Origin of the sequence: Mycobacterium mantenii, assembly GCF_010731775.1 — a bacterium.
Classification (GTDB): Bacteria; Actinomycetota; Actinomycetes; order Mycobacteriales; family Mycobacteriaceae; genus Mycobacterium; species Mycobacterium mantenii.
This window is the reverse complement of sequence record NZ_AP022590.1, coordinates 413,546-437,032: the sequence shown is the minus strand read 5'-3', so window position 1 is coordinate 437,032 and position 23,487 is coordinate 413,546. Positions and strand designations below refer to the sequence as shown.

33 protein-coding genes and 4 tRNA genes are annotated in these 23,487 nt (G+C 64.5%); 16 read left to right on the top strand and 21 right to left on the bottom strand.

Annotated features, from left to right (window positions below; all coding sequences use genetic code 11):
* Positions 1-6: 6 nt before the first annotated feature.
* Positions 7-810, top strand: a complete 804-nt coding sequence (locus G6N50_RS02290) for a GAF and ANTAR domain-containing protein (protein ID WP_083094955.1) — start codon at positions 7-9, stop codon at positions 808-810.
* 5 nt (positions 811-815) lie between these two features.
* Here the strand turns inward: G6N50_RS02290 and G6N50_RS02285 are convergent, their stop codons facing one another.
* Both G6N50_RS02285 and G6N50_RS02280 read right to left on the bottom strand, forming a co-directional pair.
* Complete coding sequence (locus G6N50_RS02285) at positions 816-1,574, bottom strand: GAF and ANTAR domain-containing protein (RefSeq protein WP_083094936.1); 759 nt, start codon at positions 1,572-1,574, stop codon at positions 816-818.
* A gap of 42 nt (positions 1,575-1,616) precedes the next feature.
* Positions 1,617-2,324, bottom strand: a complete 708-nt coding sequence (locus G6N50_RS02280; protein ID WP_083094937.1) for a GAF and ANTAR domain-containing protein — start codon at positions 2,322-2,324, stop codon at positions 1,617-1,619.
* A gap of 773 nt (positions 2,325-3,097) precedes the next feature.
* On the opposite strand from G6N50_RS02280, the gene G6N50_RS02275 reads away from it, so the two are divergent.
* The 11 genes from G6N50_RS02275 (at position 3,098) to G6N50_RS02225 (ending at position 10,193) form a co-directional block, all read left to right on the top strand.
* On the top strand, positions 3,098-4,123 hold the full coding sequence (locus tag G6N50_RS02275; RefSeq protein WP_083094956.1) for a tyrosine-type recombinase/integrase: 1,026 nt from the start codon (positions 3,098-3,100) through the stop codon (positions 4,121-4,123).
* Positions 4,124-4,335: 212 nt separating this feature from the next.
* Positions 4,336-4,563, top strand: coding sequence for a helix-turn-helix transcriptional regulator (locus G6N50_RS02270; protein WP_232068866.1), 228 nt, complete (start codon positions 4,336-4,338; stop codon positions 4,561-4,563).
* Between the two features lie 125 nt (positions 4,564-4,688).
* A complete protein-coding gene (locus tag G6N50_RS02265; RefSeq protein ID WP_232068865.1) occupies positions 4,689-4,991 on the top strand; it encodes a DUF2742 domain-containing protein in 303 nt (100 codons plus the stop codon).
* Positions 4,992-5,164: 173 nt separating this feature from the next.
* Positions 5,165-6,184: a hypothetical protein gene (locus G6N50_RS02260; RefSeq protein ID WP_232068864.1), complete on the top strand. Its 1,020-nt coding sequence runs from the start codon at positions 5,165-5,167 to the stop codon at positions 6,182-6,184.
* A 438-nt stretch (positions 6,185-6,622) separates the two neighbouring features.
* A complete protein-coding gene (locus tag G6N50_RS02255) occupies positions 6,623-6,805 on the top strand; it encodes a hypothetical protein (protein WP_083100186.1) in 183 nt (60 codons plus the stop codon).
* Entirely contained in the window at positions 6,802-7,386 is a 585-nt protein-coding gene (locus tag G6N50_RS02250) for a hypothetical protein (protein ID WP_083100184.1), read from the top strand. Before G6N50_RS02255 ends, G6N50_RS02250 begins: the two co-directional genes overlap by 4 nt.
* A gap of 139 nt (positions 7,387-7,525) precedes the next feature.
* Positions 7,526-8,365: a phage major capsid protein gene (locus G6N50_RS02245; protein WP_083100182.1), complete on the top strand. Its 840-nt coding sequence runs from the start codon at positions 7,526-7,528 to the stop codon at positions 8,363-8,365.
* A gap of 139 nt (positions 8,366-8,504) precedes the next feature.
* Positions 8,505-8,783, top strand: a complete 279-nt coding sequence (locus G6N50_RS02240; protein WP_083100180.1) for an HNH endonuclease — start codon at positions 8,505-8,507, stop codon at positions 8,781-8,783.
* 160 nt (positions 8,784-8,943) lie between these two features.
* Complete coding sequence (locus tag G6N50_RS02235; protein WP_083100178.1) at positions 8,944-9,309, top strand: hypothetical protein; 366 nt, start codon at positions 8,944-8,946, stop codon at positions 9,307-9,309.
* Positions 9,302-9,619 carry a hypothetical protein gene (locus G6N50_RS02230; protein WP_083100176.1) on the top strand — a complete coding sequence of 106 codons (318 nt, stop codon included), beginning with the start codon at positions 9,302-9,304 and terminating at the stop codon, positions 9,617-9,619. Before G6N50_RS02235 ends, G6N50_RS02230 begins: the two co-directional genes overlap by 8 nt.
* A 25-nt stretch (positions 9,620-9,644) precedes the next feature.
* Entirely contained in the window at positions 9,645-10,193 is a 549-nt protein-coding gene (locus G6N50_RS02225; RefSeq protein ID WP_083100174.1) for a hypothetical protein, read from the top strand.
* Between the two features lie 15 nt (positions 10,194-10,208).
* Here the strand turns inward: G6N50_RS02225 and G6N50_RS02220 are convergent, their stop codons facing one another.
* Positions 10,209-10,418 carry a hypothetical protein gene (locus tag G6N50_RS02220; RefSeq protein ID WP_083100172.1) on the bottom strand — a complete coding sequence of 70 codons (210 nt, stop codon included), beginning with the start codon at positions 10,416-10,418 and terminating at the stop codon, positions 10,209-10,211.
* Between the two features lie 9 nt (positions 10,419-10,427).
* Entirely contained in the window at positions 10,428-10,925 is a 498-nt protein-coding gene (locus G6N50_RS02215; protein WP_083100170.1) for a hypothetical protein, read from the bottom strand.
* A gap of 306 nt (positions 10,926-11,231) precedes the next feature.
* On the opposite strand from G6N50_RS02215, the gene G6N50_RS02210 reads away from it, so the two are divergent.
* A complete protein-coding gene (locus G6N50_RS02210) occupies positions 11,232-11,696 on the top strand; it encodes a hypothetical protein (protein ID WP_083100167.1) in 465 nt (154 codons plus the stop codon).
* 38 nt (positions 11,697-11,734) lie between these two features.
* On the opposite strand, the gene G6N50_RS02205 is transcribed toward G6N50_RS02210, so the two are convergent.
* From G6N50_RS02205 to G6N50_RS02190, 4 genes are all read right to left on the bottom strand, one after another.
* On the bottom strand, positions 11,735-11,959 hold the full coding sequence (locus G6N50_RS02205) for a hypothetical protein (RefSeq protein WP_083100165.1): 225 nt from the start codon (positions 11,957-11,959) through the stop codon (positions 11,735-11,737).
* Positions 11,956-12,291 carry a hypothetical protein gene (locus G6N50_RS02200; RefSeq protein WP_142275819.1) on the bottom strand — a complete coding sequence of 112 codons (336 nt, stop codon included), beginning with the start codon at positions 12,289-12,291 and terminating at the stop codon, positions 11,956-11,958. The genes G6N50_RS02205 and G6N50_RS02200 overlap by 4 nt, the downstream gene beginning before the upstream one ends.
* The gene (locus G6N50_RS02195; RefSeq protein WP_083100161.1) at positions 12,288-12,656 is read right to left on the bottom strand and encodes a hypothetical protein; all 369 of its coding nucleotides are present in this window, start codon (positions 12,654-12,656) and stop codon (positions 12,288-12,290) included. The genes G6N50_RS02200 and G6N50_RS02195 overlap by 4 nt, the downstream gene beginning before the upstream one ends.
* Positions 12,657-12,792: 136 nt before the next feature.
* A tRNA-Val gene (locus G6N50_RS02190) sits at positions 12,793-12,864 on the bottom strand.
* A gap of 180 nt (positions 12,865-13,044) precedes the next feature.
* Here G6N50_RS02190 and G6N50_RS02185 point away from each other — a divergent pair.
* The 3 genes from G6N50_RS02185 (at position 13,045) to G6N50_RS02175 (ending at position 13,309) form a co-directional block, all read left to right on the top strand.
* Positions 13,045-13,117, top strand: a tRNA-Gly gene (locus tag G6N50_RS02185).
* A 28-nt stretch (positions 13,118-13,145) separates the two neighbouring features.
* Positions 13,146-13,219 (top strand) — tRNA-Cys (locus G6N50_RS02180).
* A gap of 15 nt (positions 13,220-13,234) precedes the next feature.
* Positions 13,235-13,309 (top strand) — tRNA-Val (locus tag G6N50_RS02175).
* A 205-nt stretch (positions 13,310-13,514) separates the two neighbouring features.
* On the opposite strand, the gene G6N50_RS02170 is transcribed toward G6N50_RS02175, so the two are convergent.
* The 13 genes from G6N50_RS02170 to G6N50_RS02110 all read right to left on the bottom strand — a co-directional run bounded on the left by G6N50_RS02170 (position 13,515) and on the right by G6N50_RS02110 (position 23,470).
* Positions 13,515-14,051: a DUF2510 domain-containing protein gene (locus G6N50_RS02170; RefSeq protein WP_083100159.1), complete on the bottom strand. Its 537-nt coding sequence runs from the start codon at positions 14,049-14,051 to the stop codon at positions 13,515-13,517.
* An 801-nt stretch (positions 14,052-14,852) separates the two neighbouring features.
* The gene (locus G6N50_RS02165) at positions 14,853-15,356 is read right to left on the bottom strand and encodes a hypothetical protein (RefSeq protein WP_083100155.1); all 504 of its coding nucleotides are present in this window, start codon (positions 15,354-15,356) and stop codon (positions 14,853-14,855) included.
* Positions 15,357-15,542: 186 nt separating this feature from the next.
* Positions 15,543-16,130, bottom strand: coding sequence for a hypothetical protein (locus tag G6N50_RS02160; protein ID WP_142275818.1), 588 nt, complete (start codon positions 16,128-16,130; stop codon positions 15,543-15,545).
* The gene (locus G6N50_RS02155) at positions 16,127-16,618 is read right to left on the bottom strand and encodes a hypothetical protein (RefSeq protein WP_142275817.1); all 492 of its coding nucleotides are present in this window, start codon (positions 16,616-16,618) and stop codon (positions 16,127-16,129) included. The genes G6N50_RS02160 and G6N50_RS02155 overlap by 4 nt, the downstream gene beginning before the upstream one ends.
* 70 nt (positions 16,619-16,688) lie before the next feature.
* A complete protein-coding gene (locus G6N50_RS02150) occupies positions 16,689-17,024 on the bottom strand; it encodes a hypothetical protein (RefSeq protein ID WP_142275816.1) in 336 nt (111 codons plus the stop codon).
* A gap of 458 nt (positions 17,025-17,482) precedes the next feature.
* Complete coding sequence (locus tag G6N50_RS02145; protein WP_083100148.1) at positions 17,483-18,322, bottom strand: phage major capsid protein; 840 nt, start codon at positions 18,320-18,322, stop codon at positions 17,483-17,485.
* A gap of 174 nt (positions 18,323-18,496) precedes the next feature.
* On the bottom strand, positions 18,497-19,087 hold the full coding sequence (locus G6N50_RS02140) for a hypothetical protein (RefSeq protein ID WP_083100146.1): 591 nt from the start codon (positions 19,085-19,087) through the stop codon (positions 18,497-18,499).
* The gene (locus G6N50_RS02135) at positions 19,084-19,521 is read right to left on the bottom strand and encodes a zinc finger domain-containing protein (RefSeq protein WP_142275815.1); all 438 of its coding nucleotides are present in this window, start codon (positions 19,519-19,521) and stop codon (positions 19,084-19,086) included. Before G6N50_RS02135 ends, G6N50_RS02140 begins: the two co-directional genes overlap by 4 nt.
* Before the next feature lie 157 nt (positions 19,522-19,678).
* Positions 19,679-20,698 carry a hypothetical protein gene (locus G6N50_RS02130; protein WP_232068863.1) on the bottom strand — a complete coding sequence of 340 codons (1,020 nt, stop codon included), beginning with the start codon at positions 20,696-20,698 and terminating at the stop codon, positions 19,679-19,681.
* Between the two features lie 173 nt (positions 20,699-20,871).
* Positions 20,872-21,174: a DUF2742 domain-containing protein gene (locus G6N50_RS02125; protein ID WP_264028601.1), complete on the bottom strand. Its 303-nt coding sequence runs from the start codon at positions 21,172-21,174 to the stop codon at positions 20,872-20,874.
* 131 nt (positions 21,175-21,305) lie between these two features.
* The gene (locus G6N50_RS02120) at positions 21,306-21,524 is read right to left on the bottom strand and encodes an excisionase family DNA-binding protein (RefSeq protein ID WP_083100308.1); all 219 of its coding nucleotides are present in this window, start codon (positions 21,522-21,524) and stop codon (positions 21,306-21,308) included.
* 145 nt (positions 21,525-21,669) lie between these two features.
* Positions 21,670-22,794, bottom strand: coding sequence for a tyrosine-type recombinase/integrase (locus G6N50_RS02115; RefSeq protein WP_083100305.1), 1,125 nt, complete (start codon positions 22,792-22,794; stop codon positions 21,670-21,672).
* A 217-nt stretch (positions 22,795-23,011) separates the two neighbouring features.
* Complete coding sequence (locus G6N50_RS02110) at positions 23,012-23,470, bottom strand: universal stress protein (RefSeq protein WP_083100304.1); 459 nt, start codon at positions 23,468-23,470, stop codon at positions 23,012-23,014.
* Positions 23,471-23,487: the final 17 nt, after the last annotated feature.

Here is a 23,487-nt window from a genome sequence, read left to right as displayed (position 1 = left end):
GCGATATTGACCGACTTCGACGCCCAGCCCGGTCGCAAAGCGCCGGCACAATCCGAACCCTCCCCCGCCCAACGGGAAGCAGACGAGGCGGAACTGTATGCCGGGCTCCGCGGAGTGGCCGGGATCGTGGCGGGTGCCCAAGGGTTGATCGACCTCCTTCGGGACGTCGCGGAGTTTGCCGCCCAGGCGATTCCCGATGCCGACGGTGTGGGCGTCGCCTTGATCGACCCGGGACACGGCATATCCAGCGTCCGGACGTGGGCGGCGACCGCGACACTCGTCGACGAGATCGACACCGTTCAGTACGACGAACTCAACGAGGGGCCCTGCATCACCTGTATGCAGTCGCAACGAGCCACAGTGAGCGGATCGCTGGGCAGTGACAGCCGTTGGCCGCACTTCGGTGGCCGGGTAGCGCGGATGCGCGTGCACTCCGCGCTAGCGCTCCCGTTTATCGTTGCCGACGAGGTGATCGGGGCGATCAATGCCTATGCCAGAAACCGCGACGCTTTCGGCGAGCACGCGGTGCGGTTGGGCTCCCAGTTCGCCAAGCCCGCCGCGATATCCGTGCACAACGCGCAGTTGCTAGCCAACGCCCAGAAACGGACGCTGCGATTGCAGCGCGCGTTGGACAGCCGCGCAGTAATCGATCAGGCGATCGGCATCATCCGTAGCAGGTCGGGCAGTACCGCGGACGAGGCCTTCGGCCGGCTCGCCCATATCAGCCAGACCGAGAACATGAAACTGAACGTCGTAGCCGAACGGCTGGTCGAAGAGGCCGTGCGGCGCGCCCGCGCACGGCATCGCTGAAACCCTCAGCGCGGTGGCGCGGCCGCGAGTTCGGTCAACTCCGCCAGCAGTATCGGGCGGGAATCCCGATCGGTCATCAATCTGCGGGCGACGTCGGTCAAGTGTTGGCGTTTGGTCCGCGCGTAGGTGCGCAACAAATGGAAGGCCTCCTCGACGGACACACCCAGCGTTTCACGGAGGAAGCCTTTAGCCTGCTCGATGATGACGCGACTGGTCAGTGCGGAGCGTAGTTGCGGCATGACGGTGGAGGGTGTGGGCGGGTGTTCCGTCAGGATCGCAACGCATGCGATGTGAGTCAGGGTCTGGCCGACGAGCAGGTCGGCCTCACTGAGCTCGCCCGGGCGCGTGCCGAACAAACCCAGCGCGCCCAACACGATGCCGGCGGCGCGCATCGGGACGGCGTGCACGGAGGCGAAGCCCTCCTCCACCGCGGCGGGAACGAACCGCGGCCACCGCCCTGCCACCCGTTGCACGTCGGCGACCGAAACCGGTCGACCCGTGGTGTAGCAGTCCACGCATGGGCCTTCGTCGGCTTGCAGCTGGAAGAGTTCGAGTGCACGGGCCTGCTCCGAGGTGGCGGCCAGCAGCCGGAGCTGGTGCAGTGGGTCGGCGAGCAGAAATCCCGCGGCCTCGATGTCGAGCAGCTCGACACATCGCTCGGTGAGGTCGGTCAGCAGGTCGACGACGTCGAAGTCGTCGAGCAGGCTGTCGACGAGCGAGACGACGGCGTCGAGCACCCGGGTTTCACGGGGAGTGTCAGTCACAGTGCCTCCTTCCCGGACTGTTCCTGCCTATGCGAGCCGGCATCAGTCGGCCTCGAACTTCAGCCGGCGCTCGAGGATGTCGCGGGCCACGTCGGTGGCGCTGCGGCCGGTGGCGTAAGCGCGAGCGCGCAGCCGAGCAAGGGCCTCGGCCGGCTCAACCTCCAGCTGGGCGACGAGCATTCCGGTGGCCTGGCTGACCTCCGAGCGGCTCAGCGTGTTGAGTTCGGCCCAGGCATTGCTGGTGGGGTCGGCGACGGCTGCCTGCAGGTCCGCATCCAGGAGGTCCAGCAGCGGGATGCCCGCAAGCTCCGCGGCGGCGACCGCGCCGACCAAATCCTCGTCCGGCAGCGGGCCAGGCTGCGCACGGAACAGGTCGAGGGCGCCGACAAATTCGCCGGCCACGACGACCGGTATCGCATAAACGCTTCTGATGCCGTGAGCCAGCATGGCGGGCCCGTAGGCGGTCCACCGAGCCTCGCCGGGATCGGCGAGGTCGACGACCAGAATCGGAATCCGCCGCGTGACAGAGTCCAGACACGGACCCTCGCCGAGCGTGAACTGCAATTCGTCGTACATGCGCGCGGCCGGGCTGCTGGATCCCAGTGTGCCGCTGCTAGCACTATCGAAGACGAGCGAAATCGCCGCTGCGTCCACCTCGAGGAAGACCACGCAAGCGTGGCACAGGGAGTCGGCGGCTTCTATCCCGCGCCGGCCGTCTACGGCGGCGAGCAGCTTCTCGTGGATCGCCACATTTAACCGAACACGATTCCGGCAGCTGCTGAAGCGTCCGGGGGTTTCGGCATTAGCATCCCTCCACCTTTTCCTCGTTCGAGGGCTTTGACGAGCGTACCGCTGCTATCGCAGGACGGTTCCGCCTCTCATGGCGCAGGGCGGCCGTGACCGCGCATCGGTTCGGCAGACAACAAAACGGTGACTGACCCGTGCCGTTGGCCGGAGAATCCTCATGGTGATCGCCGGGACGATCCCCGGAAATGGTCGGCGCAGTCGACCACCGCGGCGATCCGGGAGAGTAAATCCGGGAGAGTAAGGAGTTCTGAACATGCAATACAACGGGTTCCGCTGTCGGAGCTGAGTGAGGGTTACATTCTCCAAGATCCGCAGTCTGCGGATTTTCGCCCTTTCGGATGCGATCTCGAGGCCACCAATCTCACAGAAATGCGTACCCGTGCTGCACCGTCTTGAAGTGGTCCCGGCTGGGATCGAATTAGCCGCCTGTTGATTTGCTCCGCACAGCTGATACCAGCCATAATACCTCTGTTACCTGCTGCGATGCCCACTGTACGCTAGGTGCATAACTATGCATAACCCAGCACGATCTAGCACGCGGATAACATACGCATAACACCGCTTTGGAGGGTTGACGAGGGATGCCCGGCAAGAAGGGACACCGCGGCTGGGGCTGGCTACGCCAAAGCGGCCGCCGCCAACCGAAGCGGTGGCACGCCTCCTACATAGGCCCCGATAAGGCCCGCCACAAGGCCGAGCGCACCTTCGGAACCAAGATGGACGCCGAGGGCTGGCTGGCAGCCGAGCGGCGACTCATCGACCTCAAGGTGTGGACCCCGCCGGCACAACGAGCCGCCGAAAAACAGGCCAAGGGCATCACCCTCGCCGAGTACACGCCCACGTGGATCGAGCAACGCACAGTGGGCGGCCAGCCCCTTAAACCACGCACCAAGAGCCACTACACCAAGTTGTTCGAGGAACACATCAAGCCGACCACGCTGGCCGCTATCCCGCTGAGCAACATCACCGTCCAGGCTGTCCGCCAGTGGCACGCGACCACGCTGGTGGACAAGCCCACCTACCGCGCCCACGCCTACGGGCTGCTGCACGCCGTGCTGGCCACCGCAGTCGTTGACGGGCACCTCCCTGCCAACCCTGCACAAATCAGCGGCGCCGGCGGCACCTCAAGCAAGAAGCAGCCCGTCATCCTCGATGTTCCCGAGGTTGGCCAGGTGGCCGACGCCATCGACGAACGGTTCAAAGCACTTATCCTGATAAGCGCATGGTGCGGCCTGCGGTGGGGCGAGGTGACGGAGCTTAGGCGCAAAGATTTCAGCGCCGACTGTGCTCTCATCGCCGTGGAGCGTGGCGTGGTGCACCGCGACGGCAAGTGCCATGTAGACACCCCGAAATCGAAGAAGGGCCGCAAAGTCGTCACCCCGCCCCACATTCGGCCCGCCCTGCTCCACCACCTGGCCACGCACGTCGCCAAAGGCGCCGACGAACTTGTCTTCGAGCCCGCCCGCAGCTGCCATTTGTCCGACAAGACGTTCCGGCGGTACTTCAAGGCGGCGCTCGCGGACATTGGACGCGACGGCAAGAAAAAGCCGCGGCCCGCCATCCACGATCTTCGGCACTTCGCGGGCACGCAGACCGCCCGCGTCGGCAACCTGGTCGAAACCATGGGCCGGCTCGGCCATTCCACGGTCACGGCCAGCCTGATTTACCAAGGCATTGTCAGCGGCCGCGACGCCGAGATCGCCGACGCACTCTCCGCGCTGGCCACCAACCAAGCCACATGAGATCGCCGCGTAAGTCAAGAACACCGATGGTACTGAGGCACAAACAAATTGCGTGTGCAGTCGCATAGCCGCAACACCATATATCCGCACGTCACACGCGCTTAGCTGGTTAGCACCAGTCAGGGGTTACGTGCGGGACTGCAACTAGAATGCGTTGATTTGCAACAGTTTTCGCGCCGGACACAACATGTGCGGAACTTAGCGTTAGCGCCATGAACGCAGCAAACACAGCGGGCCGCAGCAACAAACTGCACAGCACTGGCCTGCCCGAACTACTCACCATGAAGCAGGTGGCCGAAGCGACCGGCACCTCCATCTGGTCTGTGCGCCGCCGCATCACAGACGGCACGCTGATCGCGCACCGGGTTGGGCCGCGTCAGATACGGATAGAGCGCGACAGCGTTGCCCGCCTGCTCGGGCCGATTGGCGGCGCGGCGTGAAGGACCGGGATGGGCCGCCGACCAAAAAAGTTGGAGCCCCCCCGCAAGGGAGCCCCAACCACGGTTACCAAACCCACCCCAAGGGTAGCAGCCCCGCACAACCGAACGCCATTGCCTCGCAGCAAGTGTCGTGGTGGGAGACGCACCAATTCGTTGAGCGGATGCTCGCGCAGGCCAATACCGGGCAGCTCCCGTGGGCGGGCAGTCCCGCATGGTGCGCGATGGCCGACGGAGATCCACGCAAAGTCCTCGCCCTCGCGGTGGACGGCGAGCACCACGTGCTCCGCAAAGAGGTCGCGCAGACCGCCCAAGCAGCGGCGGCCAGGGCCATTGCTGGTGCCGCCGACTGGCCGGCGATGGGCAACCAGATGCGCTCCCGCGCAGCCTTTTACGACGCGCGGCCATGGCTTAGGCGGGCGGCGCAATGACGCACGCAGAGCCGGCCGCCTACACCAACGGCTGGCACCCCGACGACCCCGGCCCACCTGAACCAGAGCCAGAAGGTCCGCACCGCGACAGTGGACGGCGACGCGATGAAGGCGACGATGTCCCCTCAACCTGGGAGCCTATCGACCTAGGGCCGTATATACGCGGGGAAGTAGTGCAGCCGCAGACGACGCTCGGTATCACGCGTTCTGATGGGCTGAAAGTCGTTTACCCCGGTCGGGAACACTCACTTCTCGGCGAAACCGAGTCAGGCAAAACATGGTTCGCGGTTGGCTGTGTAGCCGCTGAACTACTCGCCGGGAACTACGTCGTCTACTGCCACTACGAGGAGGGCGATCCCGGCTCTACGGTTGAACGTCTGCTACTGCTTGGCGTGGACGCCGCGTTGATCGACGCACGCCTGCGGTTCGTCGCACCAGCGCGCGCCGCCAGAATCGAATGGATTGCAACGCTGCTGGATCCACCGCCCACATTGGTGATTCACGACGGCGTTAACGAGGCCATGGCGTTGCACAGCGATGAGATCAAAGACGCCGCCGGTGCGGCCGCGTTCCGGCGCCGACTTGTGACCCCATTCCTGCGCGTCGGTGCCGCCACCATTGCCTGCGACCACCTGCCCAAGGACCGGGAGGGCCGCGGCCGTGATGCTTACGGCTCGGTACACAAAGGCAACGCCATCGACGGGGCGCGAATCTTGTTGGAAAACAAAGAGCCCTTTGGGCGCCAGATGCGGGGCCGCTCTTACATTTTCGTCACCAAGGACCGGCCGGGCCACCTCCGCGCCCACGGGCGGCCCGCGGGAATCCCCGGCAAAACCTTCATGGGCACGCTGATCGTCGACGACTCAGAGACTATCGGGCCTGACTTCACGATGCGCTTCTTCGCGCCGAAGGACGATGACGACGCACCAGCCCCTGCCAAGGGGAAGGATTACAGCGCCGAACTGGCCGACGCTGTGTACGACGTAATAGCCGCGCTACCCGACCACACCGTCGCCTCCATGGAGTTGCTCTATGCCGAGATGCGTAAGGCCGGCCACCAGTTCAGGCAGGCTGCAGTCCGCGATGCCGTTGCAGACCTGCGCGTAGCAAAACGTGTAACAGAAGTGGACGGCAAGCGCGGCGCCAAGGGATATCGCGCTGTTTTGACCCCGGCCCAGGATCGACCCGAATGACCTCTGCCCGCCACCCCGGCCGTGACCTCGGCCCCTTACAGGGGGGCCGACGGGCCGAGGTCACGTCCTATCCCCGGCCGTCGGCCAGGCCGAGGTCGGCCGAGGTGGGCCGAGGTCAAAGAAGAAAGGGGCAACCAGCCCATGATGATTTTGAGCGATCAGTTAGAGGAAGGAATCACGGCATGACAGAACAACCAGACTGCGACGCGTACGCCACCACCGGCGTACTCGAAACCCGCTGTCCTAATTGCGGCGCAGCGCCTGGCGCATGGTGTGTAGACGACGACGGGCGCGGTGTCCGCCGTATTCCCTGCGTCGACCGCCTCGCAGCCGCCGTACGCGTGCTCCGCGGCGGCGGCACCGAACCCAACGAGGGCGACAGCGGCGAACGCGACCTGCGGGACGGCTACCCCCGAATACCGCAGGCCCCCACCCGATGTGGTGCGCAAAACACCGCCCAAGGGTGACCTGCCGCCGATACAGACTGGCCCCGGCCGCTACGGCTCCGACGAGGTCATCACAGACCCAGACGGCAACCTCACCGGCGTCACCCACACCGAGGCCGCCGCGTACATCGCGCCGCCAATCATGCCGAAAACAGCAGAAGGAGAAGGAAAGTGAGCGACAGCGAAAGCAGGACCGAAACCAGCGAGCCTAGCGTAGAGGACCGCCAAGACGCAGAGATCAGCGCCGAGGCGTTGCAGACCGTTGCACAAGCCACGGCGCGCGCCGAGTTCGAGGACGCCCTGCGGCCGCCGCCGGCACCTGCTGACGCCGAGGCCGAGGTTGACGCCGACGCGGCTAACGAGGATAGCGACGGCGAGGGCGGCGAGGGTAGCGGTGAGGGCGACCCCAACAACCGTGAGGCGGCCAAGTGGCGCACCAAGCTACGTGACACCGAGGCCGAAAGGGATGCGCTCGCAACACGCCTCGAGGCCATGCAACGCGCGTCCATCGACAACCACGTCACCAGCCTGGGGCTCAAGCCCGCCGCTGTGTGGGCTGTAGGCGCCAACCTGGCGGATCTCCTTGACGAGAACGGGATGCCTGACGTGAAAAAGGTTGAGGCGGCCGCCGCGGCCGCGCAAGAGACACTCGGCGTCACCATCTACAAGCCGCCGCGGCAGGGGCTGCAGTCGGGGGCCATGTCACACCAGCCCAAGCGCGACAAGTGGGTTGAGGCGTTCGGGCCGCGCGATTGACCGCGCTTGGCGGTGCCTTAGCTGTAAAGTGGGTGGTGTCCTGCCAGGTGCAGGCCGGCCAAGTCGCCAGGTGCGCGGCCGAAAACCCCGTTAAATCTTCGCGCGGGTTTTCCTGCGCACCTGAAAGGACTTGCCACTCATGGCTATAACTACAACTCCCACAACGGCGGCCGCATGGTCACCCGACGTTTACACCTTTGCGCCCGAGGACGTTCTGCCCAACGCCCTCATCCTCCAAACGAGTTTCGTGGCGGGCGACATTGACGGCGACCAGCCGAGCCTGCATGTGGGCTACGTGACCGACACCCTGGACGCCTCGTACGTCGCCGAGGGCGCCGAAATCGCAGACGCGGCACCAGGTTTAGACGAGGTCGAGATCAAGACCAAGAAAATCTCGCGCCTGGTCAACCTGAGCCAGGAACAGTACAACCAAGAGCAGACCGCGGCGTCGGTCGCCGCGTCGGTGGCCCGCGACCTGACAGCCAAGGCCGACCTCTCGTACCTTGGCGAGAATGCGGACCCGCTGATCGGGTTGCTGCACGCAGCCGACGTCATAGACGGCGGCGCCGTAACCGACAGCCTCGACGCCCTGGTCGACCTCGTCGCCGAACTCGAGAACAACGGCTCCACGCCAAGCGCAATCATCCTTGACCCGTTGTCGTGGGCGGCCGCACGGAAGCTGAAGGTCGGCGCCGACTACAACGCCGCCTTGCTGGGTGCCGGCACCAACGACGCCCAACCAATGATGTTGAGCCTGCCCATCTTTCGCTCGCGGTTCATCCCAGCGGGAACCGGCGTCGTTGTTGACAAGACAGCCATCGCCAGCGCGGTCGGACCCGTCAAAATCGCAACCAGCGAGCACGCCCTGTTCTCCAGCGACGCCGTGCAAGTACGGGCCACCTGGAGGATTGGGTGGCAGTTGGTGCGGCCCGACCGCGTCGGCAAGTTCACCGTCGCCAGCGCACCCAGCGGCAGCTAGACGTGGAGCGCGGAGCGGCGGTTGGTGCGGTTGGCATGGCAGCCGCACCAACCGCGCCCGCTGCCCACACCCGTTGGCCGCGGCCGACCACCTGCCGAGCAGTCGGGCGCGGCCACGGTCCACACGAAAGGGATTTGCGATGCCTTGGAACACACCGACACGACTGCGCCGCGCCTGCCTACGGCGCGACGACTACACCTGCCAGCAGTGCGGCTACCAGAGCGAACCCAACAGCGGCGAGCTGCACGTCGACCACATCCACAACCGCGCTGAAGGCGGCGCCGACGTGCTCGACAACCTCGTCACCCTCTGCGTTCCCTGCCACCAGCCCAAAACCCAAGCCGAGGCTGCGCGTGGCCGTTGGCGGCGCAGCGGCAAGCGCCGGTCACCACTGCACCCAGCCGACGCGCTGGGCTAAGGCACACCATGGCAGGTAGTTTGCTAACTACAGCGTCACCTCAGCTTGAAAGCATAGGGGCGGGGTCCCCTTGTTTGCCAGAACGGCCAGCCGGTCGGCATAGGGTCGCTGGCTCGGCGCATCGCATCCCAGAACTTTTGGCGAGGAGGGTGATTCGCCCATGACAGCGAAGCGCAGGCTGGCGCCCGGTAGGCGGTTGCGCGCCGACATGGACGCGGCCCTCCAGCGCGCGGGACAGGAAGCGGGGGAGGCGCTTGAGTTCGATGAGCGGGAGTTGGCGGCACTCGATACGGCGTGCGACGCCGCGAACCGGGCCGAAGAGTTGCGCGGGGTGTACCGCAGCGAGCTGGCAGGGGAGGCGCGGCCCACGGTGCTGTCGAACATGTCTGCGGAGATACGGCATTGCGAGCGGCTGAAGTTGGATGCGCTGGCGAAGTTGGCGCTGCGCGTCGAGAAGCCCAAAAGTGGGCAGCACCAGCAGGCGGCAAAGTATCGCTGGGATCGGAAGGCGGCGTTGGATGGTTAGGAAGGCACCCCAGTCGGAGAGGCAGTACGGCGGGGTTTATGCCGCGGTTGCGGAGGCAATTGAGGCTGAGGTGGGGATGTTCAGCACGTACACGCGCGCTGGCAGGCATATTCCGCCGGTGTTCGAGGAGTGGCGGGCGCGGGGCGTTCTTGGGGCGACGCTTGAGGTGCCTGCCTACTTGCTGCCTCGGCCTTCCCGGCTCCGTCTGGAGCCGGGAAGGCCGATGTTCGTCGCGGTCGTGTCTGCTGATGACCGAGTGTCGTTCCGCGCGGAGACCACGGTCGAGACGGTCGAACGGCTCGGGTTGTGACGGGGCGTCTCGGTGCACTTTGTCGGTGGCCGGTCGTACCGTCGAGGCCATGTACATAACGGAAGCCGACTGGGACCGTCTAAGTCGGCACCTCGGAATCGAACATCGGCTGCCGCCCAGGGCCGTTTACTTCTCGGTTGCGGCGCTGGCGAGGGATGACGAAATCATTGCCTCGTGGGCCTCAACGCAGATGTCCTCTGAGGCGCCGCCCACTTCCGTCTGGTCGAACTGGATCGTGACGCGACAGCTGCTCGGGCACACCGAACTGACATTTAACGCGCCCTTCTACGACTCCGTCGAAGAAGCCAGCAGCTTCCAGTCCGACAAGGTGACGATGGAGGTAGGCGCCGCGTGGGCACGTCCGTTGTCCTCAGTCGTCGAGGTCGGCTTCGACAATGTCGTAAGCATGGTCGCGCAGAACCCGCAGCAATGGTGGTCGACAGCCACCACTGTGAGGCTCAGGTTTACCGATACGAGTCCGGTGGAGGTCCTGGGTCCGACTTCTCTGTATCAGCCGGCGGTGCGTGAGCGGTGGGATCAATTTGTCGAGGCGATTAGGTCGTCAGTCGCCTGAATTACCGGCGCGCGCCTATTTGTCGCGATGTTTCCCTCGGCCGCCCGTGTCTTTGTCACGCGGTTGTGGGCGATTACCCATGTCTTTGTCTCGCCGTTCTGGCCGATCCCGCGCGCCGTCTATGCTGCGGCGCTCCTCGCGGTGCCGTGGGTCGTCGCGCTTCGCCGTTTTCTCGCTGAACTGGTCGTCGGCGGGATCGTGCCAATTGTCGAAGTCATCTGTCATTTATCCCCCTCAGTACAGGGCCAGAGCGCCGACGAGCAACGCTACTTCCACAATGAGCAAAGCGACCGCTACGCGGAAGGCGATTTGCCGCGCTTGTAACTTGTCGTGATTGCGGTCTGCGCCCTCAATCATCTTGCAGGTAACGAATCTTCGGATGGTCGCCTCATCCTCGCCGGCGTCGACCCGCTCGAGGATGACCCGTGCCGACGGGGTGTGGCTCCAGCTCTTTGCCGGCCACGCTATGAATAGGACGCAACCACCGAGTATCACCACCACCAGCAGAAGAACGGCAGCCAGGAACGGGCACAACACCAGGCCCTTGTTCGGATCGGTGTTGATCAATCCGACGCCCGCCGAGAACGAGATGAACAGCGCGGTGGTGGCAAGCAGGTTGTTAGCCCGCGTCCGCGTGTTTGCAAGAGTTTCGTTCTGCGCCTTCAGCCTGTCCTGAGCGGCGGCATAAGCGAGTTCAAGGCGCTTGTCAGCTGCTGGTTCTTCGGACGACATTCTCGGCAATCCGCTGAGGCTGGGTTGGCAACTGCATGTTCGCCAACATTACGGGCTCCCGAGTCGGCGGCACTACAGGAACTGGCCGCGCGGCCATCAGCACGCGGTCTTCGTAGTCTGCGCGGGTTGTCACCGCCGCAGGGGGGTTGACGCAGCGGTCCGGCGTGCCGGCGTACGTCTAACGGCGTGTCGTTACCCGATGTGGGCGGCTAGCCGCGATAGCATTCCCGCAGCTGTCCAATGTTTGTTCCTGATACACGAGCTGCTGCGAAGCGGTCGCCTAGGCATGATGACGACCGTATCTATGTGCATGCCGTTTTGCTCAATGATCCCGTCAAGCGTTTGCACCAGTATGTGCTTCGACGGCTGGTAGGCCGGCACGAGCTTCGGCACTTCGAGTACTTTGACGCTCCAGAGGCGATCTGCAGCAGGCGCGTGCAGGTGGTCTATCCAGGCAGCTTCCAGCCCGACGACGACGATGACGTGTGCGAAGACTGCGCGCGATTAATGGTCTTTTTGCAGCGCGACTATGCGCAGTATCCAGAACAAGCTCGACGGACCGCGGAGCAGGTGCGGAAGCGCGAGCAGGAGCTGCGCGACAAGCGCGAGAAGCGTGAGAAGGCGCAACGGGCGCAAGACAAGATCCTCACGGCACCCGACATCTTCGCGTTTGTTGACGAGGGCGACGATGAAGAGGCGCCTGATCTTTTCGACTTACTGAGGCGTGCGGACAGCGACGAGCTAGAGCCAGGTGCCTCTGACACAGCGTGAGCCACCCGGCTAATGGGTTCCGTGTTACCGCTGCACCTCTACTGCGCGATGATGAACGTGCGCACGCTCTCGGGCCAGCTCCACGCGTACTGCGGTTGAGATTCCCACTTCGTGCCAATCGGGCTCCCAGGGCAGCGGGTGTTGATGAGGAGTTGCACCGTGTCGGCTCCCATATCGCCTTGTTGGGCGGCCTGCTTCAATGCCGTGCGCTGGTCGTCAGATCGCCGCTCCCACCATTCCAGCAAGTCAAGCTCGTTGGTCACGCGCTCCTCCGAATCGGTTCTGTGGTCGACCAGTGGTCGGCTGCCCGGCGCCGCGGCACGACCGGCGCCGGCAGTTGCGGCAGCGGCCGCGCCAGCAGCGCGCGGTGCTCCCAGTCGGCGCGGGCTGCGAGCGCCTCCCGCCGCCGACGTTCATAGATTGCCAGATACACGGTCCCACCGACGACAACACCGCCGACAAGCCACGGGTGGACGCAGGTCATGGCCAGCACGAACACGGCCAGCGTGACCGCAGCGGCCGGATGCCTGTCTGGCCAACTGCCGTGGGAGCAGCGCCGCTCCTGCCCACACCGCCGACACCAATGCCTACTCATGAATCGACATTCTCGTCGTCCGCACTGACAGCATCGTGGTCGGCCATCATGTCAGCTTCGTCAGCGGCCGCCATGAGGGTGCGCGCGAGCTGGCGTGCCTGCGCTGCTGTGACTGGGTTGTCGGCGTGCAGCTGGTGCACTGAAATGTGCCGTGTGACAGTGCCGTCGGTGGCTTGGGTGCCGTGCACGTACACCTCAATGTCGTCGCTCCACGGTCGGTCACCGGGATCGTCGGCGGCGATGGTGCGGTGCCAGCCGTGCCACGTTCTGTAGGCGTGTGGTGTGCCGGCATCCAGCCACTCGTCCACTATGCCCGCGCCGGCAGGCAGTGGGACGTTGGGGAACGGGTTGGTTGTGGTCGTCATGGTTGGTTTGTCCTCCTACACTCGGCATTTGGTAGGCGGAGAACCCACTGGGCGGCCACATTAGTTGATAACACCGGCATAACACCGGGATTGTTTCGCTAGGCTAGATACCCTATTCTACGTGCGTGAATGTGAGTGGTCCCGGCTGGGATCGAACCAGCGACCTTCCGCGTGTGAAGCGGACGCTCTCCCACTGAGCCACGGGACCGGCGCCGAGATGGCGAACGACGTCGAAGACTAGCATGCGCCAACCGCCGACAATACCGGCCACAGCGTCGGCAGGTCGACGCGCTAGCCTAGACACGGCTCGTACCAAGAAATTTGTATGTGCCCGCTCACGTCGACTATCGTCGTGCTTCGCACCGGGCGACGATCTCGTCCGAGGCGCGCGGATGTAGCGCAGTTGGTAGCGCATCACCTTGCCAAGGTGAGGGTCGCGGGTTCGAATCCCGTCATCCGCTCGAAGGTGCAAGTGGCATCAATCCCAGCGGTGGAGTGGCCGAGTGGTGAGGCAACGGCCTGCAAAGCCGTGCACACGGGTTCGATTCCCGTCTCCACCTCCAGCTTTTGGTTTCCCGGCGCGATTAGCTCAGCGGGAGAGCGCTTCCCTGACACGGAAGAGGTCACTGGTTCAATCCCAGTATCGCGCACCAGCATTACTGCACGTCAGTGCATATTTCTCGGCCCAGGGCGCGGCGGCGTGCCAAATACGTGCCAAAGTTACCTCGCTGGTCACTGTGGCGGGCAAGACGGACCGTTCTTCGCCGGGGCTAAAACGACGATCCGCCACGCAGGCCACGGCGACCGCGATCAATCGTCTGGCGACTACGTATGCCAGTCTGGCGCGCGCCGACTCACTCAGCTTGTCGGCGTTCGAATAGCAATCAGCTCGTCATGGCTAAACGCATATATTTCTTTGTCGCCGTGGAACTTCACGCAAACATCGAGGCCGTCCTCGTCCTCGTCTACTAGATCGTGAACCACGCCAACCTGCCCTTCGTGTTCGTCCCCAGCAGCAACCACTTTGATCGGTGTTCCAGGGGCCAGTTTCACGCTATTAAATTGCCAGGGCTCGTAAGTTGTCGGACTAGGCCGATACCCGGACGGCATCGGCGGTATCGGCGGCGGGTCAGACCACCGCGCACCATCCCACCACCGATTCCGAGTCGGATCTGCCGGGTCTTGATACCACCCCGGCGGCGGCAACGTCGGCCACGGCCGCGGCAACTCAGCGGCCGGCAGCTTCGGCAGACACAACACAATGATGATCCCGATGAGACCCAGCAGGCACCCGAGCACGAATCCCTCGCGGCCGCTGCGGTTTTTAGCCTGGTTGATCGCGCAGCCGATGCCACCGCAAAGCGCCGAGAGCAGGATTATCCCAAACCAAGACATTGCTACCCCTGCGGTGATTAACCCCGTGAGCTACGGCCCCGACCGTAGTTGACCGGCACGTTAACAGACGATCAGTGCGCGGTGCGGGGAAATGGTCCGAAACGTGGTGCCCGAAAGCGAAGGAGGTTGCGGCCCACCGCGACCCCGTCTGGCGAAAGGCGGCGTAACCTGCGCCGAGAAACATGGAACCGCTGCGAACCCTGTTGCGGTCCTGCACTATTCGAGCGAAATGGTGACCAGTGGAGGTAGGGGAAAGATATGGAGCCTTGGGAGGATGTGGCGGCTGAGCAACGTTGGCGGGAAAATGGGTGCCCTCCCATGTGGGTGCTGCTCGATGAGATGGTGCGCCGGTACAGCGTTGACGGGGCGGTCCGAATTTGCCGGCGGTGGGGGGTATCGAATGCGGGTGATCTTCTGACACTCGCCGTTGAGGCCGCCGAGGTTGGGCTGTGACCGTGCACGCGTGTCCGCGGTGCGGCCTTGAGGCGCGGTGCTCGCACCGCACCTGGCCGGACCGGCACCCGGCCGCCGCCGTCACCGTGGCCATCGTGGTGCTCGCGATGGTGGTGGCGCACCCGTGGCTGCTGGCCGTTGTCGCGGCCGGCGGGGGCGTTTACGCCGCCGTGCGCCGCCAGCAGCGCCGCGACGCCCTAGCGGCACGCGCCGAATACGAACACCGGCAAATCATGTCCGCGGCGTTCCGTTGGGGACCCATGGAACTAGCCGCGACACCGCCAAACCGACCAGCGGCAGCGGCGCCGCCGAGCCAACGTGCAGCCGACCACTGGTCGCCCACAGAGCCTATGAGGGCAGGCCACCGATAAGTACTAGCAGACGGGCGATGAAGTCTCTTGCCTGTCTACGGGCACGCTCATTCGGCCGGTCGGCCGAAATTTCGATGGGCTGCTCGCCGCGGAAGACAATGAGCACAATGGGTCGAACATCCTTTTCGTTCGTGACGTTCTCAATCTTCACGACGCCACTGAGTGCCAGCTTCTCGACGTCTCGCACCGAACGCAGCCAGCCGCTGATCGGAGGCAATGCAGAATTTCCAACGTCAGTGCCTGCCACTGTCAGAGATCCGATGGAGTCACCTGCTATCCAGTAGACAGTGAGGGTGCGAGCATCCGTGTCCGCTGCGCCGACAACAAAACCGTCTACTCCCTCGCGCTTCCCGCCCATATACCAGGCAAGAACGTACAGGAACGCTGCGAATTGGGCATCAGTCAGACCCAGGTAGCCGACGTCGGTCGCGTTGACAATGCCATCGTTTAGGGCGGCCACGTACTTCTGTTCGATCTCCATGCACGCGAGGTTAGACGTACACCGGTAGGGCGTACCGCTCCGTCAACTCCCCTGCGAATGCGCTGACAGCCCGCGTCGCGGCCGTGCATCTGGCCACGAGTGGGCGCCGCGCCGTGCGGCGCTTTCAGCGCGCGGTGAAAAGTAGGTTAGGGCAATGCGTGGCGAACGCCAGTCCCGCCGGCGCTACTACTCGTGCGGCCCCGTGGACTTTTCTTCAGCCTTGGCAGCCGTTTGATCGCCCGGGGACGGCGTCTCCTGCAGAGAACGTGCATCGGCCTCGGGGTCCTCTGCCCGGAAAAGGCACTTGTGTTGTAAGGCAAACTTTCGGAGTTCTAAGGCCAGGCGGTCGAAGAGAAGTTTCAACTTCTTTCTGGACAGCTCGGATGGCATTGGGAACCAGACTGTTGCGTGGTTCTCAGGATGGGCGTCATCGATGCCGGCGTCGTCGTAACACGGCAACTGAAGGGAATCTGCCTCACCGACCGTGAACCCCCAAGTTCCCAGCGCCTTTCGCGCGCCAGGCGTCTTGGAGGAGCGGAGATACGCCCAATACACGTCCTTCGGATCTTCGGCAGCCCGCTTCGTCGAGAGGCCGCCGTTGTCATCGGAGCCCCTGTCGCCGGGCCGGAACGCACTGGAATCGGGATCTGGTTTAAAGGCCTCGATTCCTGGGTTGTCACCGACAGTGCCCTTACTTTTCCCAATAGGCGCAACGCGTCGAAGCAATTCAGCCTGATCGGTAAGGCGAACTCCTGGGTATTGGGGCGCGCTCACGACCGAAGAATGCCATTACGGAAGAAACGGTCGAGCGCGTCTTGCTCGAAACTTTCATATTCCTCGGCGTCGTCGTCTGAACGGACAGGCGCCAGCACGGCCAGGTACAGCGAATCGGCTCCAATCTCAGCGATACTCGTATATCCGTTCTGGCGCCACTCAAGGCGGATATGCCCCTCGTCCGTAAGCATCGGCTCGGCATCGCCCATCCGGTCAGGGGAAACGGTTGCGAGCCATTCAAGATAGTTTGCTTGGGCTCCTGCCTGCAGTGGCTGCGAATGGGCGTAATCCCAGCCTTCTTGGAAGCGGCTAAGCATAGCGAGCTTGCGAGCGATAAAACGCCATTCGTGCTGTACCGCCTTATGTTCAGCCAGGGCGTCGCGTTTGATATTCAACGTACCTGCGTCACTGGTGAACGTAGCGCCGGTGGGGACAGCCAGCCGTGATGCGTGCTCAATGAGTTCTACCGCGCGGTCTACGTAGCTCATCAAGGGACTGGCTACAGCAGCTTCACTATGTACTACGTACCCGTTCGATTCCGCGGTTGCAGGGTATGTCTTACTCTGCATCGGAGTCATCACCTAACCCGAAAGCCTGCCGGTTTTCTTCGATGTACCTATTTAGTTCAGTGCGCAGGTTAAGAATCATCGACTTCGGGACTACAAAAGCGCGGCTCCTATTCGCTTCAATATTGATTACCCCATCCTCAGCGAATCTTTCGGGGGCAGGAGGGGGTGGTGCAAAACCGAATGCAAAACACACGTTTTCACCGATGTCATTGAAAATGAATACATTAGTAGGTTCGGCGTCCTCGTACGTATCCGCTGGCCAACTGACGTTGACCAGGATCTGGACCACTTTCTCCTCGGGTTTCTCCTCGGGCTCATCAGCCATTTTTGCCGTTCCTTTCGCGGTCCCGACAACACCCACCCACACGCGCAGCCTACAGTCTGGCCTTCAAGCCAGGAGCGGTTGCGTATTCGTACAGACTCACAGGCCGAGCCGTTCCACCGTCTCAGTCACCTCCCTAGTTTGCTGGCCGTACAGAATGGCGGTAGCCGCAAACGGTCGCGTTCTGTACAGAGAGCGAGACGCTATGCAACCCGGCGATGCCCTTCGGGCACTCGGGGGGCCATGGCCCCATACCCTCGGGGGTACCGTGCACGCTCCTGGCCTGCAGTGATGCTGGCGCGGGTGCGCGGTGGTGCGCCGGCAGCTTGGCGGTGTTGTTGGACCGTGGCCGCGCCCGACGCTCGGCAGGGTCGGGCGCGGCCATCGGCGTGGGCAGGGCGCAGTGGTGCCGGTTGCCATGCCAGCCAGCACTACTGCCGCACCGCTCTGCTCCACGTTTCTCAGCTGCCGCCGGGGGCGCTGGCTACGGTGAAGCGTCCGATGCGGGTCGGCCGCACAAGCTTCCAGCCGATACGCCAGGTGGCCCTTACTTGCACGGCGTCGCTGGAGAAGAGGGCGTGCTCGCTGGTTGCTATCTTGACGGGTCCGACCGCGCTGGCGATGGCTGTCTTGTCGACGACGATGCCGGTGCCTGCTGGGATGAACCGCGAGCGAAAGATTGGCAGGCTCAACATCATCGGTTGGGCATCGTTGGTGCCGGCACCCAGCAAGGCGGCGTTGTAGTCGGTGCCGACCTTCAGCTTCCGTGCGGCCGCCCAGCTCAGCGGGTCGAGGATGATTGCGCTTGGCGTGGAGCCGTTGTTCTCGAGTTCGGCAACGAGGTCGACCAGCGCGTCCAGGCTGTCAGATACGGCGCCGCCGTCGATGACGTCGGCTGCGTGCAGCAGTCCGATCAGCGGGTCGGCGTTCTCGCCTAGGTACGAGAGGTCGGCCTTGGCTGTCAGGTCGCGGGCCACCGACGCGGCGACCGTTGCCGCCGTCTGCTGCTGGTTGTACTGCTCGTTGCTCAGGTTGACCAGGCGCGAGATTTTCTTGGTCTTGATCTCGACCTCGTCTAAACCTGGCGAGCTGTCGGCGATTTCGGCGCCCTCGGCGACGTACGTCGCGTCCAGGGTGTCGGTCACGTAGCCGACATGCAGCGACGGTTCGTCGCCCTCAATATCGCCGGCCACGAAACTGGTTTGGAGGATAAGGGCGTTGGGCAGAACGTCCTCGGGCGCGAAGGTGTAGACGTCGGGTGACCATGCGGCCGCCGTGGTTGGGGTTGTGGTGATAGCCATTGTCGCTCAAGTCCTTTCAAGGAGGGGAAACCATCGGGTGGGTGAAACCGGGCGGCATGTACAGCCGTCGCCGGGTTGCCCTCCAAGGGCTGAGCGTGCGGCGGGGTTCGGCCATACAGCCGAGCGGCCCGCGCCGCGATGGACATATTACGCCTGGCGCGCCGCCAAGCGCGTTCAATCGCGCGGCCCGAACGCCTCCACCCACTTGTCGCGCCGCGGCTGGTGCGCCATCGCACCGGACTGCAGCCCTGCCCGTGGCCGTGTGTAGGTGGTGACCCCGAGGCTTTCCTTCGCCGCCTCGGCTGCGGCCGCAACCTTGGCGGTGTCCGGTGTGCCGTCGTCGCCTAGCAGGTCGGCGAGGTTGGCGCCCGAAGCCCACAGTGCGGCCGGCTTCATACCCATCGCGGTCACGTGGCTGTCGATGGCGGCGCGCTGCATGGCTTCGAGTTGTGTTGCCAGCGCGTCCCTCTCGGCCTCGGCGGTTTGTGCGCGGTGTCGCAGCTTGGCGGCTTCGCGGCTGGGCTTGCCATCGCCCTCGCCCTCGGCGCTGCCGTCGCCGTCGCCGTCGCCATCCTCGTTAGCCGCGTCGGCGTCAACCTCGGCCTCGGCGTCAGCAGGTGCCGTCGGCGGACGAAGGGCGTCCTCGAATTCGGCGTGCAGGGTGGCCTGGGCAACGGCCTCCAACGCATCGGCGCTGACCTCGGCGTCTTGGCGGTCCTCTACGGTAGGCTCAGTGGTTTCGGTCGTGGTTTCGGTGTCGCTCATTTTCCTTCTCCTTTTACTGTTTTCGGCATGATCGGCCGCGCGATATACGCGGCGGCCTCGGTGTGGGTGACGCCGGCAAGGTTGCCGTCTGGGGCTGTGATGACCTCGTCGGAGACGTAGCGGCCGGGGCCGGCCTGTATCGGTGGCAGGTCGCCCTTGGGCGGCGTCTTGCGCACCACATCGGTTGGGGGCCTGCGGTATTCGGGATAGCCGTCCCGTAGGTCGCGTTCGCCGCTATCGCCCTCGTTGGGGTCGGTGCCGCCGCCGCGGAGCGCGCGTACGGCGGCTGCGAGGCGGCCCACGCAGGGGATGCGCCGGACACCGCGGCCGTCGTCGCCGCGGCACCATGCGCCAGGTGCTGCGCCACAGTGCGGGCAGCGGGCCTCGAGCACGCCCGTGGTGGCGTACGCCTCGCGGTCGGGTTGTTCTGTCACGATGTGACCTCCTTGATGGTTGATCGTCTTTTTCTCCTCCGACCTCGGCCCACCTCGGCCCACCTCGGCCTGGCCGACCGCCGGGGACAGGACGTGACCTCGGCCCGTCGGCCCCCCTGTAAGGGGCCGAGGTCCCGGCCGGGGTCGCGGGCCGAGGTCATTCGGGATGATCCTGGGCCGACGTCAAAACAGCGCGATATCCCTTGGCGCCGCGCTTGCCGTCCACTTCTGTTACACGTTTTGCTACGCGCAGGTCTGCAACGGCATCACGGACTGCAGCCTGCCTGAACTGGTGGCCGGCCTTACGCATCTCGGCATAGAGCAACTCCATAGAGGCGACGGTCTGGTCGGGTAGCGCGGCTATTACGTCGTACACAGCGTCGCCCAGTTCGGCGCTGTAATCCTTCCCCTTGGCAGGGGCTGGTGCGTCGCCATCGTCCTTCGGCGCGAAGAAGCGCATCGTGAAGTCAGGCCCGATAGTCTCTGAGTCGTCGACGATCAGCGTGCCCATGAAGGTTTTGCCGGGGATTCCCGCGGGCCGCCCGTGGGCGCGGAGGTGGCCCGGCCGGTCCTTGGTGACGAACACGTAAGAGCGGCCCCGCATCTGGCGCCCAAAGGGCTCTTTGTTTTCCAACAAGATTCGCGCCCCGTCGATGGCGTTGCCTTTGTGTACCGAGCCGTAAGCATCACGGCCGCGGCCCTCCCGGTCCTTGGGCAGGTGGTCGCAGGCAATGGTGGCGGCACCGACGCGCAGGAATGGGGTCACAAGTCGGCGCCGGAACGCGGCCGCACCGGCGGCGTCTTTGATCTCATCGCTGTGCAACGCCATGGCCTCGTTAACGCCGTCGTGAATCACCAATGTGGGCGGTGGATCCAGCAGCGTTGCAATCCATTCGATTCTGGCGGCGCGCGCTGGTGCGACGAACCGCAGGCGTGCGTCGATCAACGCGGCGTCCACGCCAAGCAGTAGCAGACGTTCAACCGTAGAGCCGGGATCGCCCTCCTCGTAGTGGCAGTAGACGACGTAGTTCCCGGCGAGTAGTTCAGCGGCTACACAGCCAACCGCGAACCATGTTTTGCCTGACTCGGTTTCGCCGAGAAGTGAGTGTTCCCGACCGGGGTAAACGACTTTCAGCCCATCAGAACGCGTGATACCGAGCGTCGTCTGCGGCTGCACTACTTCCCCGCGTATATACGGCCCTAGGTCGATAGGCTCCCAGGTTGAGGGGACATCGTCGCCTTCATCGCGTCGCCGTCCACTGTCGCGGTGCGGACCTTCTGGCTCTGGTTCAGGTGGGCCGGGGTCGTCGGGGTGCCAGCCGTTGGTGTAGGCGGCCGGCTCTGCGTGCGTCATTGCGCCGCCCGCCTAAGCCATGGCCGCGCCTCGTAAAAGGCTGCGCGGGCGCGTATCTGGTTGCTTACCGCGGTCCAGTCGGCGCCACCCGAGATGGCCCCGGATGCTGCCGCTTGGGCGGTTTGCGCCACTTCTTTGCGGAGGACGTGGTGCTCGCCTTCCACCGCTAGGGCCAGGAGTTTGCGTGGGTCGCCGTCGGCCATCGCGCACCACGCGGGGCTGCCTGCCCATGGAAGCTGCCCGGTATTGGCCTGCGCAAGCATCCGCTCAACGAATTGGTGCGTCTCCCACCACGACACTTGCTGCGAGGCAATGGCATTCGGCGGTACGGGGCTGCTACCCTGAGGGTGGGTTTGGGTGCGGCAACCGAGGTTGAGGCCCCCTCGCAGGGGGGCCTCAACTTTTTTTGTAGGCGGACCCTCCCGGTTTGTCACGCCGCACCGCCGTATGGCTGCATTGCGGCGTCCACCTCGTTAAGGTCAACACGCACAAGGCGGCTGCTGCTTCTGTACCCGGCGATGCGGCCGTCGGCGATCATTTGTCGGATCGTCCGTGCCGACACGGCAAGGTATTCCGCGGCCTCTTGTATGGATGCCCACTCGCGGCGGCGCCGGCCGCCCGCTGCTGTGGTGGTGTTGGTTTGCGGCATGAACGGCAACGTAATGCCGCGAACGTACAGAATTAGCGGTCAATGTTGTTGCGGAGCGCAGGTAGCGCGGCCCGCCGTCTGCCGCAACCTGGTGTTACGTGCCGCCAGGTGAATGCGGCCTTCTTGCACTGTGCGGCGATCTCACTCACTTGGTGTGTGCGGCGATCTTGGATAGCAGCGCGGCCACCTCGCGGTCGCGGCCCTGGGCTGCGTGCTGATAGCGCATGGCCGCGGAGGGGGACGAATGACCGAGGCGGGCCATCAATTCGGCGATGCTGGCACCAGTCGCGGCGGCGAGGACTGCGCCGCTGTGCCGCAGGTCGTGCCACCGCAAATCCTCGCGGCCGGCCTTCGCGCGCGCCTTATACCAGTGCCGGTAAACGGTGCTCGGCTGTAGGTGGCTGCTGCTGTCGGCGGGGAATACCAGCGAATCGCGGGCACTGCGAACGTGTTTCGCCAGGTGCTGCTCGATGGCGGGGATGATGTGCGGCGGGATGGCGACATCGCGCATACCGGCTTCGCTTTTGGGCGTGGTGATGACGTGGGTACCGCCGACGCGTGTGGCCGCGCGCCGCACCCGTATGACCTCGTCGGACAGGTCGATGTCGCCGCGGCGCAACTCAATGGTCTCGCCGAACCGCAGGGCGCACCATGAGGCCAGTAAGACCATCAGCTGCAACCGCTCAGGCATCGCTTCGGTGAGTGTGGCTAGCTCCTCCACCGAGGCTGGGCGGATTTTGTGTACGCGGTTGGCGCGGCCGGCGCCGACGATGCGGCACGGGTTGGCGTCGATCACCTCTTCATTGACGGCGCTGGCGAAGATGGTGCGGAGCAGGCTGTAGGCGTGGCTGCGCATGGTGGGTTTGTCGGCGAGGGTCTTGGCGTACCACTCGCGCACATCCTTAGAGCGGATTGCGGCGAGCTGGCGGCCGCCGAACTCGTCGAGTAGGTGGTCGTCGAGGATCTGCTGGTAGTGCTCGCGGGTGCGCGCCTTAATGGGCCGGCCGGCGACCTGCCGGTTGGCCAGCCACACCGCCGCGTAAGCACCGAAGGTGATGCGTTCTGGTTTGGCCGCGGTGTCAGGGTTCCATGCGTTGGCGTCGACCTCGCGGCGGCGGTCGGTGAGGTACGCCTCGGCATCAATGCGGGCGGCGAAGGTGCGGGGCGCGGTGATGTAGCTGCCGTCAGGGCCGGTGTAGCGCACTTGGTAGCGGCCGGACGGCAGGCGCCGGATGTTGCCGAATGCGCGGCGGGTGCGTCGTTTAGCCATCGTCCTGCTCCCTGCGGGCGTGCCAAATACGTGCCAAATTAACCTAACACAACTGCCGTATACCGCCGCTTGCCGCCAAGTGGTACTGTGCCGTCTATTGCCAGTTCAAGCACCTTAAATGCTGGTCATTACGCAGATCGGCAGACTGGTATGCAACCTACTTCAATCCCAGTATCGCGCACCAGAGTTGGCGTAGTTCAGCAGCGATATAGATGCCTCAGTCGCTGGTGTGGACGATTAACACGTCGGTCTTGGCCCTTCGGGAGACCGCGGACGGCACCGACCCGAGCAGCCGCCCAGCGACGCTGGCGAGTCCGACGTTGCCGACAACCAGCAGGTCGGCCGCGACCTCCTCGGCCAGTTGCACCAGCGCGTTGATGGGGGCCCCGACGACCGATTTCTCCTCCACGTTCTTGGCCCCGGCTTGGTGCGCCCGCTCCCTGGCATCCCGCAGGATCGCGTAGAAGGGGGCCTCGCCCACGGTCCGGTAGTCCTGCCCGTGGTCGCTCCCCGGCGGGATGGCGTAGCGACCGCGTTCCTCGGGGACGGGAGTATGCGCCGTCACCACGATCAATTTCGCCTCGTGATGCGCAGCGATCGCGCCCGCCCGCTCCACCGCACGCAGCGACGAGTCCGAGCCATCGGTACCAACCACGACGATCTGATAGGCGCTCATTTCTCGCTCAGTTTAAG

What these genes read in the sequence shown, in the direction of transcription:
- G6N50_RS02275 (WP_083094956.1), top strand. Translation starts at nt 3,098, where the DNA reads ATGGACGCCGAGGGCTGGCTGGCAGCCGAGCGGCGACTCATCGACCTC.
- G6N50_RS02270 (WP_232068866.1), top strand. Translation starts at nt 4,336, where the DNA reads ATGAACGCAGCAAACACAGCGGGCCGCAGCAACAAACTGCACAGCACT.
- G6N50_RS02245 (WP_083100182.1), top strand. Translation starts at nt 7,526, where the DNA reads ATGGCTATAACTACAACTCCCACAACGGCGGCCGCATGGTCACCCGAC.
- G6N50_RS02240 (WP_083100180.1), top strand. Translation starts at nt 8,505, where the DNA reads ATGCCTTGGAACACACCGACACGACTGCGCCGCGCCTGCCTACGGCGC.
- G6N50_RS02235 (WP_083100178.1), top strand. Translation starts at nt 8,944, where the DNA reads ATGACAGCGAAGCGCAGGCTGGCGCCCGGTAGGCGGTTGCGCGCCGAC.
- G6N50_RS02230 (WP_083100176.1), top strand. Translation starts at nt 9,302, where the DNA reads ATGGTTAGGAAGGCACCCCAGTCGGAGAGGCAGTACGGCGGGGTTTAT.
- G6N50_RS02220 (WP_083100172.1), bottom strand. Translation starts at nt 10,418, where the DNA reads ATGACAGATGACTTCGACAATTGGCACGATCCCGCCGACGACCAGTTC.
- G6N50_RS02215 (WP_083100170.1), bottom strand. Translation starts at nt 10,925, where the DNA reads ATGTCGTCCGAAGAACCAGCAGCTGACAAGCGCCTTGAACTCGCTTAT.
- G6N50_RS02200 (WP_142275819.1), bottom strand. Translation starts at nt 12,291, where the DNA reads ATGAGTAGGCATTGGTGTCGGCGGTGTGGGCAGGAGCGGCGCTGCTCC.
- G6N50_RS02195 (WP_083100161.1), bottom strand. Translation starts at nt 12,656, where the DNA reads ATGACGACCACAACCAACCCGTTCCCCAACGTCCCACTGCCTGCCGGC.
- G6N50_RS02170 (WP_083100159.1), bottom strand. Translation starts at nt 14,051, where the DNA reads ATGTCTTGGTTTGGGATAATCCTGCTCTCGGCGCTTTGCGGTGGCATC.
- G6N50_RS02165 (WP_083100155.1), bottom strand. Translation starts at nt 15,356, where the DNA reads ATGGAGATCGAACAGAAGTACGTGGCCGCCCTAAACGATGGCATTGTC.
- G6N50_RS02155 (WP_142275817.1), bottom strand. Translation starts at nt 16,618, where the DNA reads ATGAGCTACGTAGACCGCGCGGTAGAACTCATTGAGCACGCATCACGG.
- G6N50_RS02150 (WP_142275816.1), bottom strand. Translation starts at nt 17,024, where the DNA reads ATGGCTGATGAGCCCGAGGAGAAACCCGAGGAGAAAGTGGTCCAGATC.
- G6N50_RS02145 (WP_083100148.1), bottom strand. Translation starts at nt 18,322, where the DNA reads ATGGCTATCACCACAACCCCAACCACGGCGGCCGCATGGTCACCCGAC.
- G6N50_RS02140 (WP_083100146.1), bottom strand. Translation starts at nt 19,087, where the DNA reads ATGAGCGACACCGAAACCACGACCGAAACCACTGAGCCTACCGTAGAG.
- G6N50_RS02120 (WP_083100308.1), bottom strand. Translation starts at nt 21,524, where the DNA reads ATGCCGCAAACCAACACCACCACAGCAGCGGGCGGCCGGCGCCGCCGC.
- G6N50_RS02115 (WP_083100305.1), bottom strand. Translation starts at nt 22,794, where the DNA reads ATGGCTAAACGACGCACCCGCCGCGCATTCGGCAACATCCGGCGCCTG.
- G6N50_RS02110 (WP_083100304.1), bottom strand. Translation starts at nt 23,470, where the DNA reads ATGAGCGCCTATCAGATCGTCGTGGTTGGTACCGATGGCTCGGACTCG.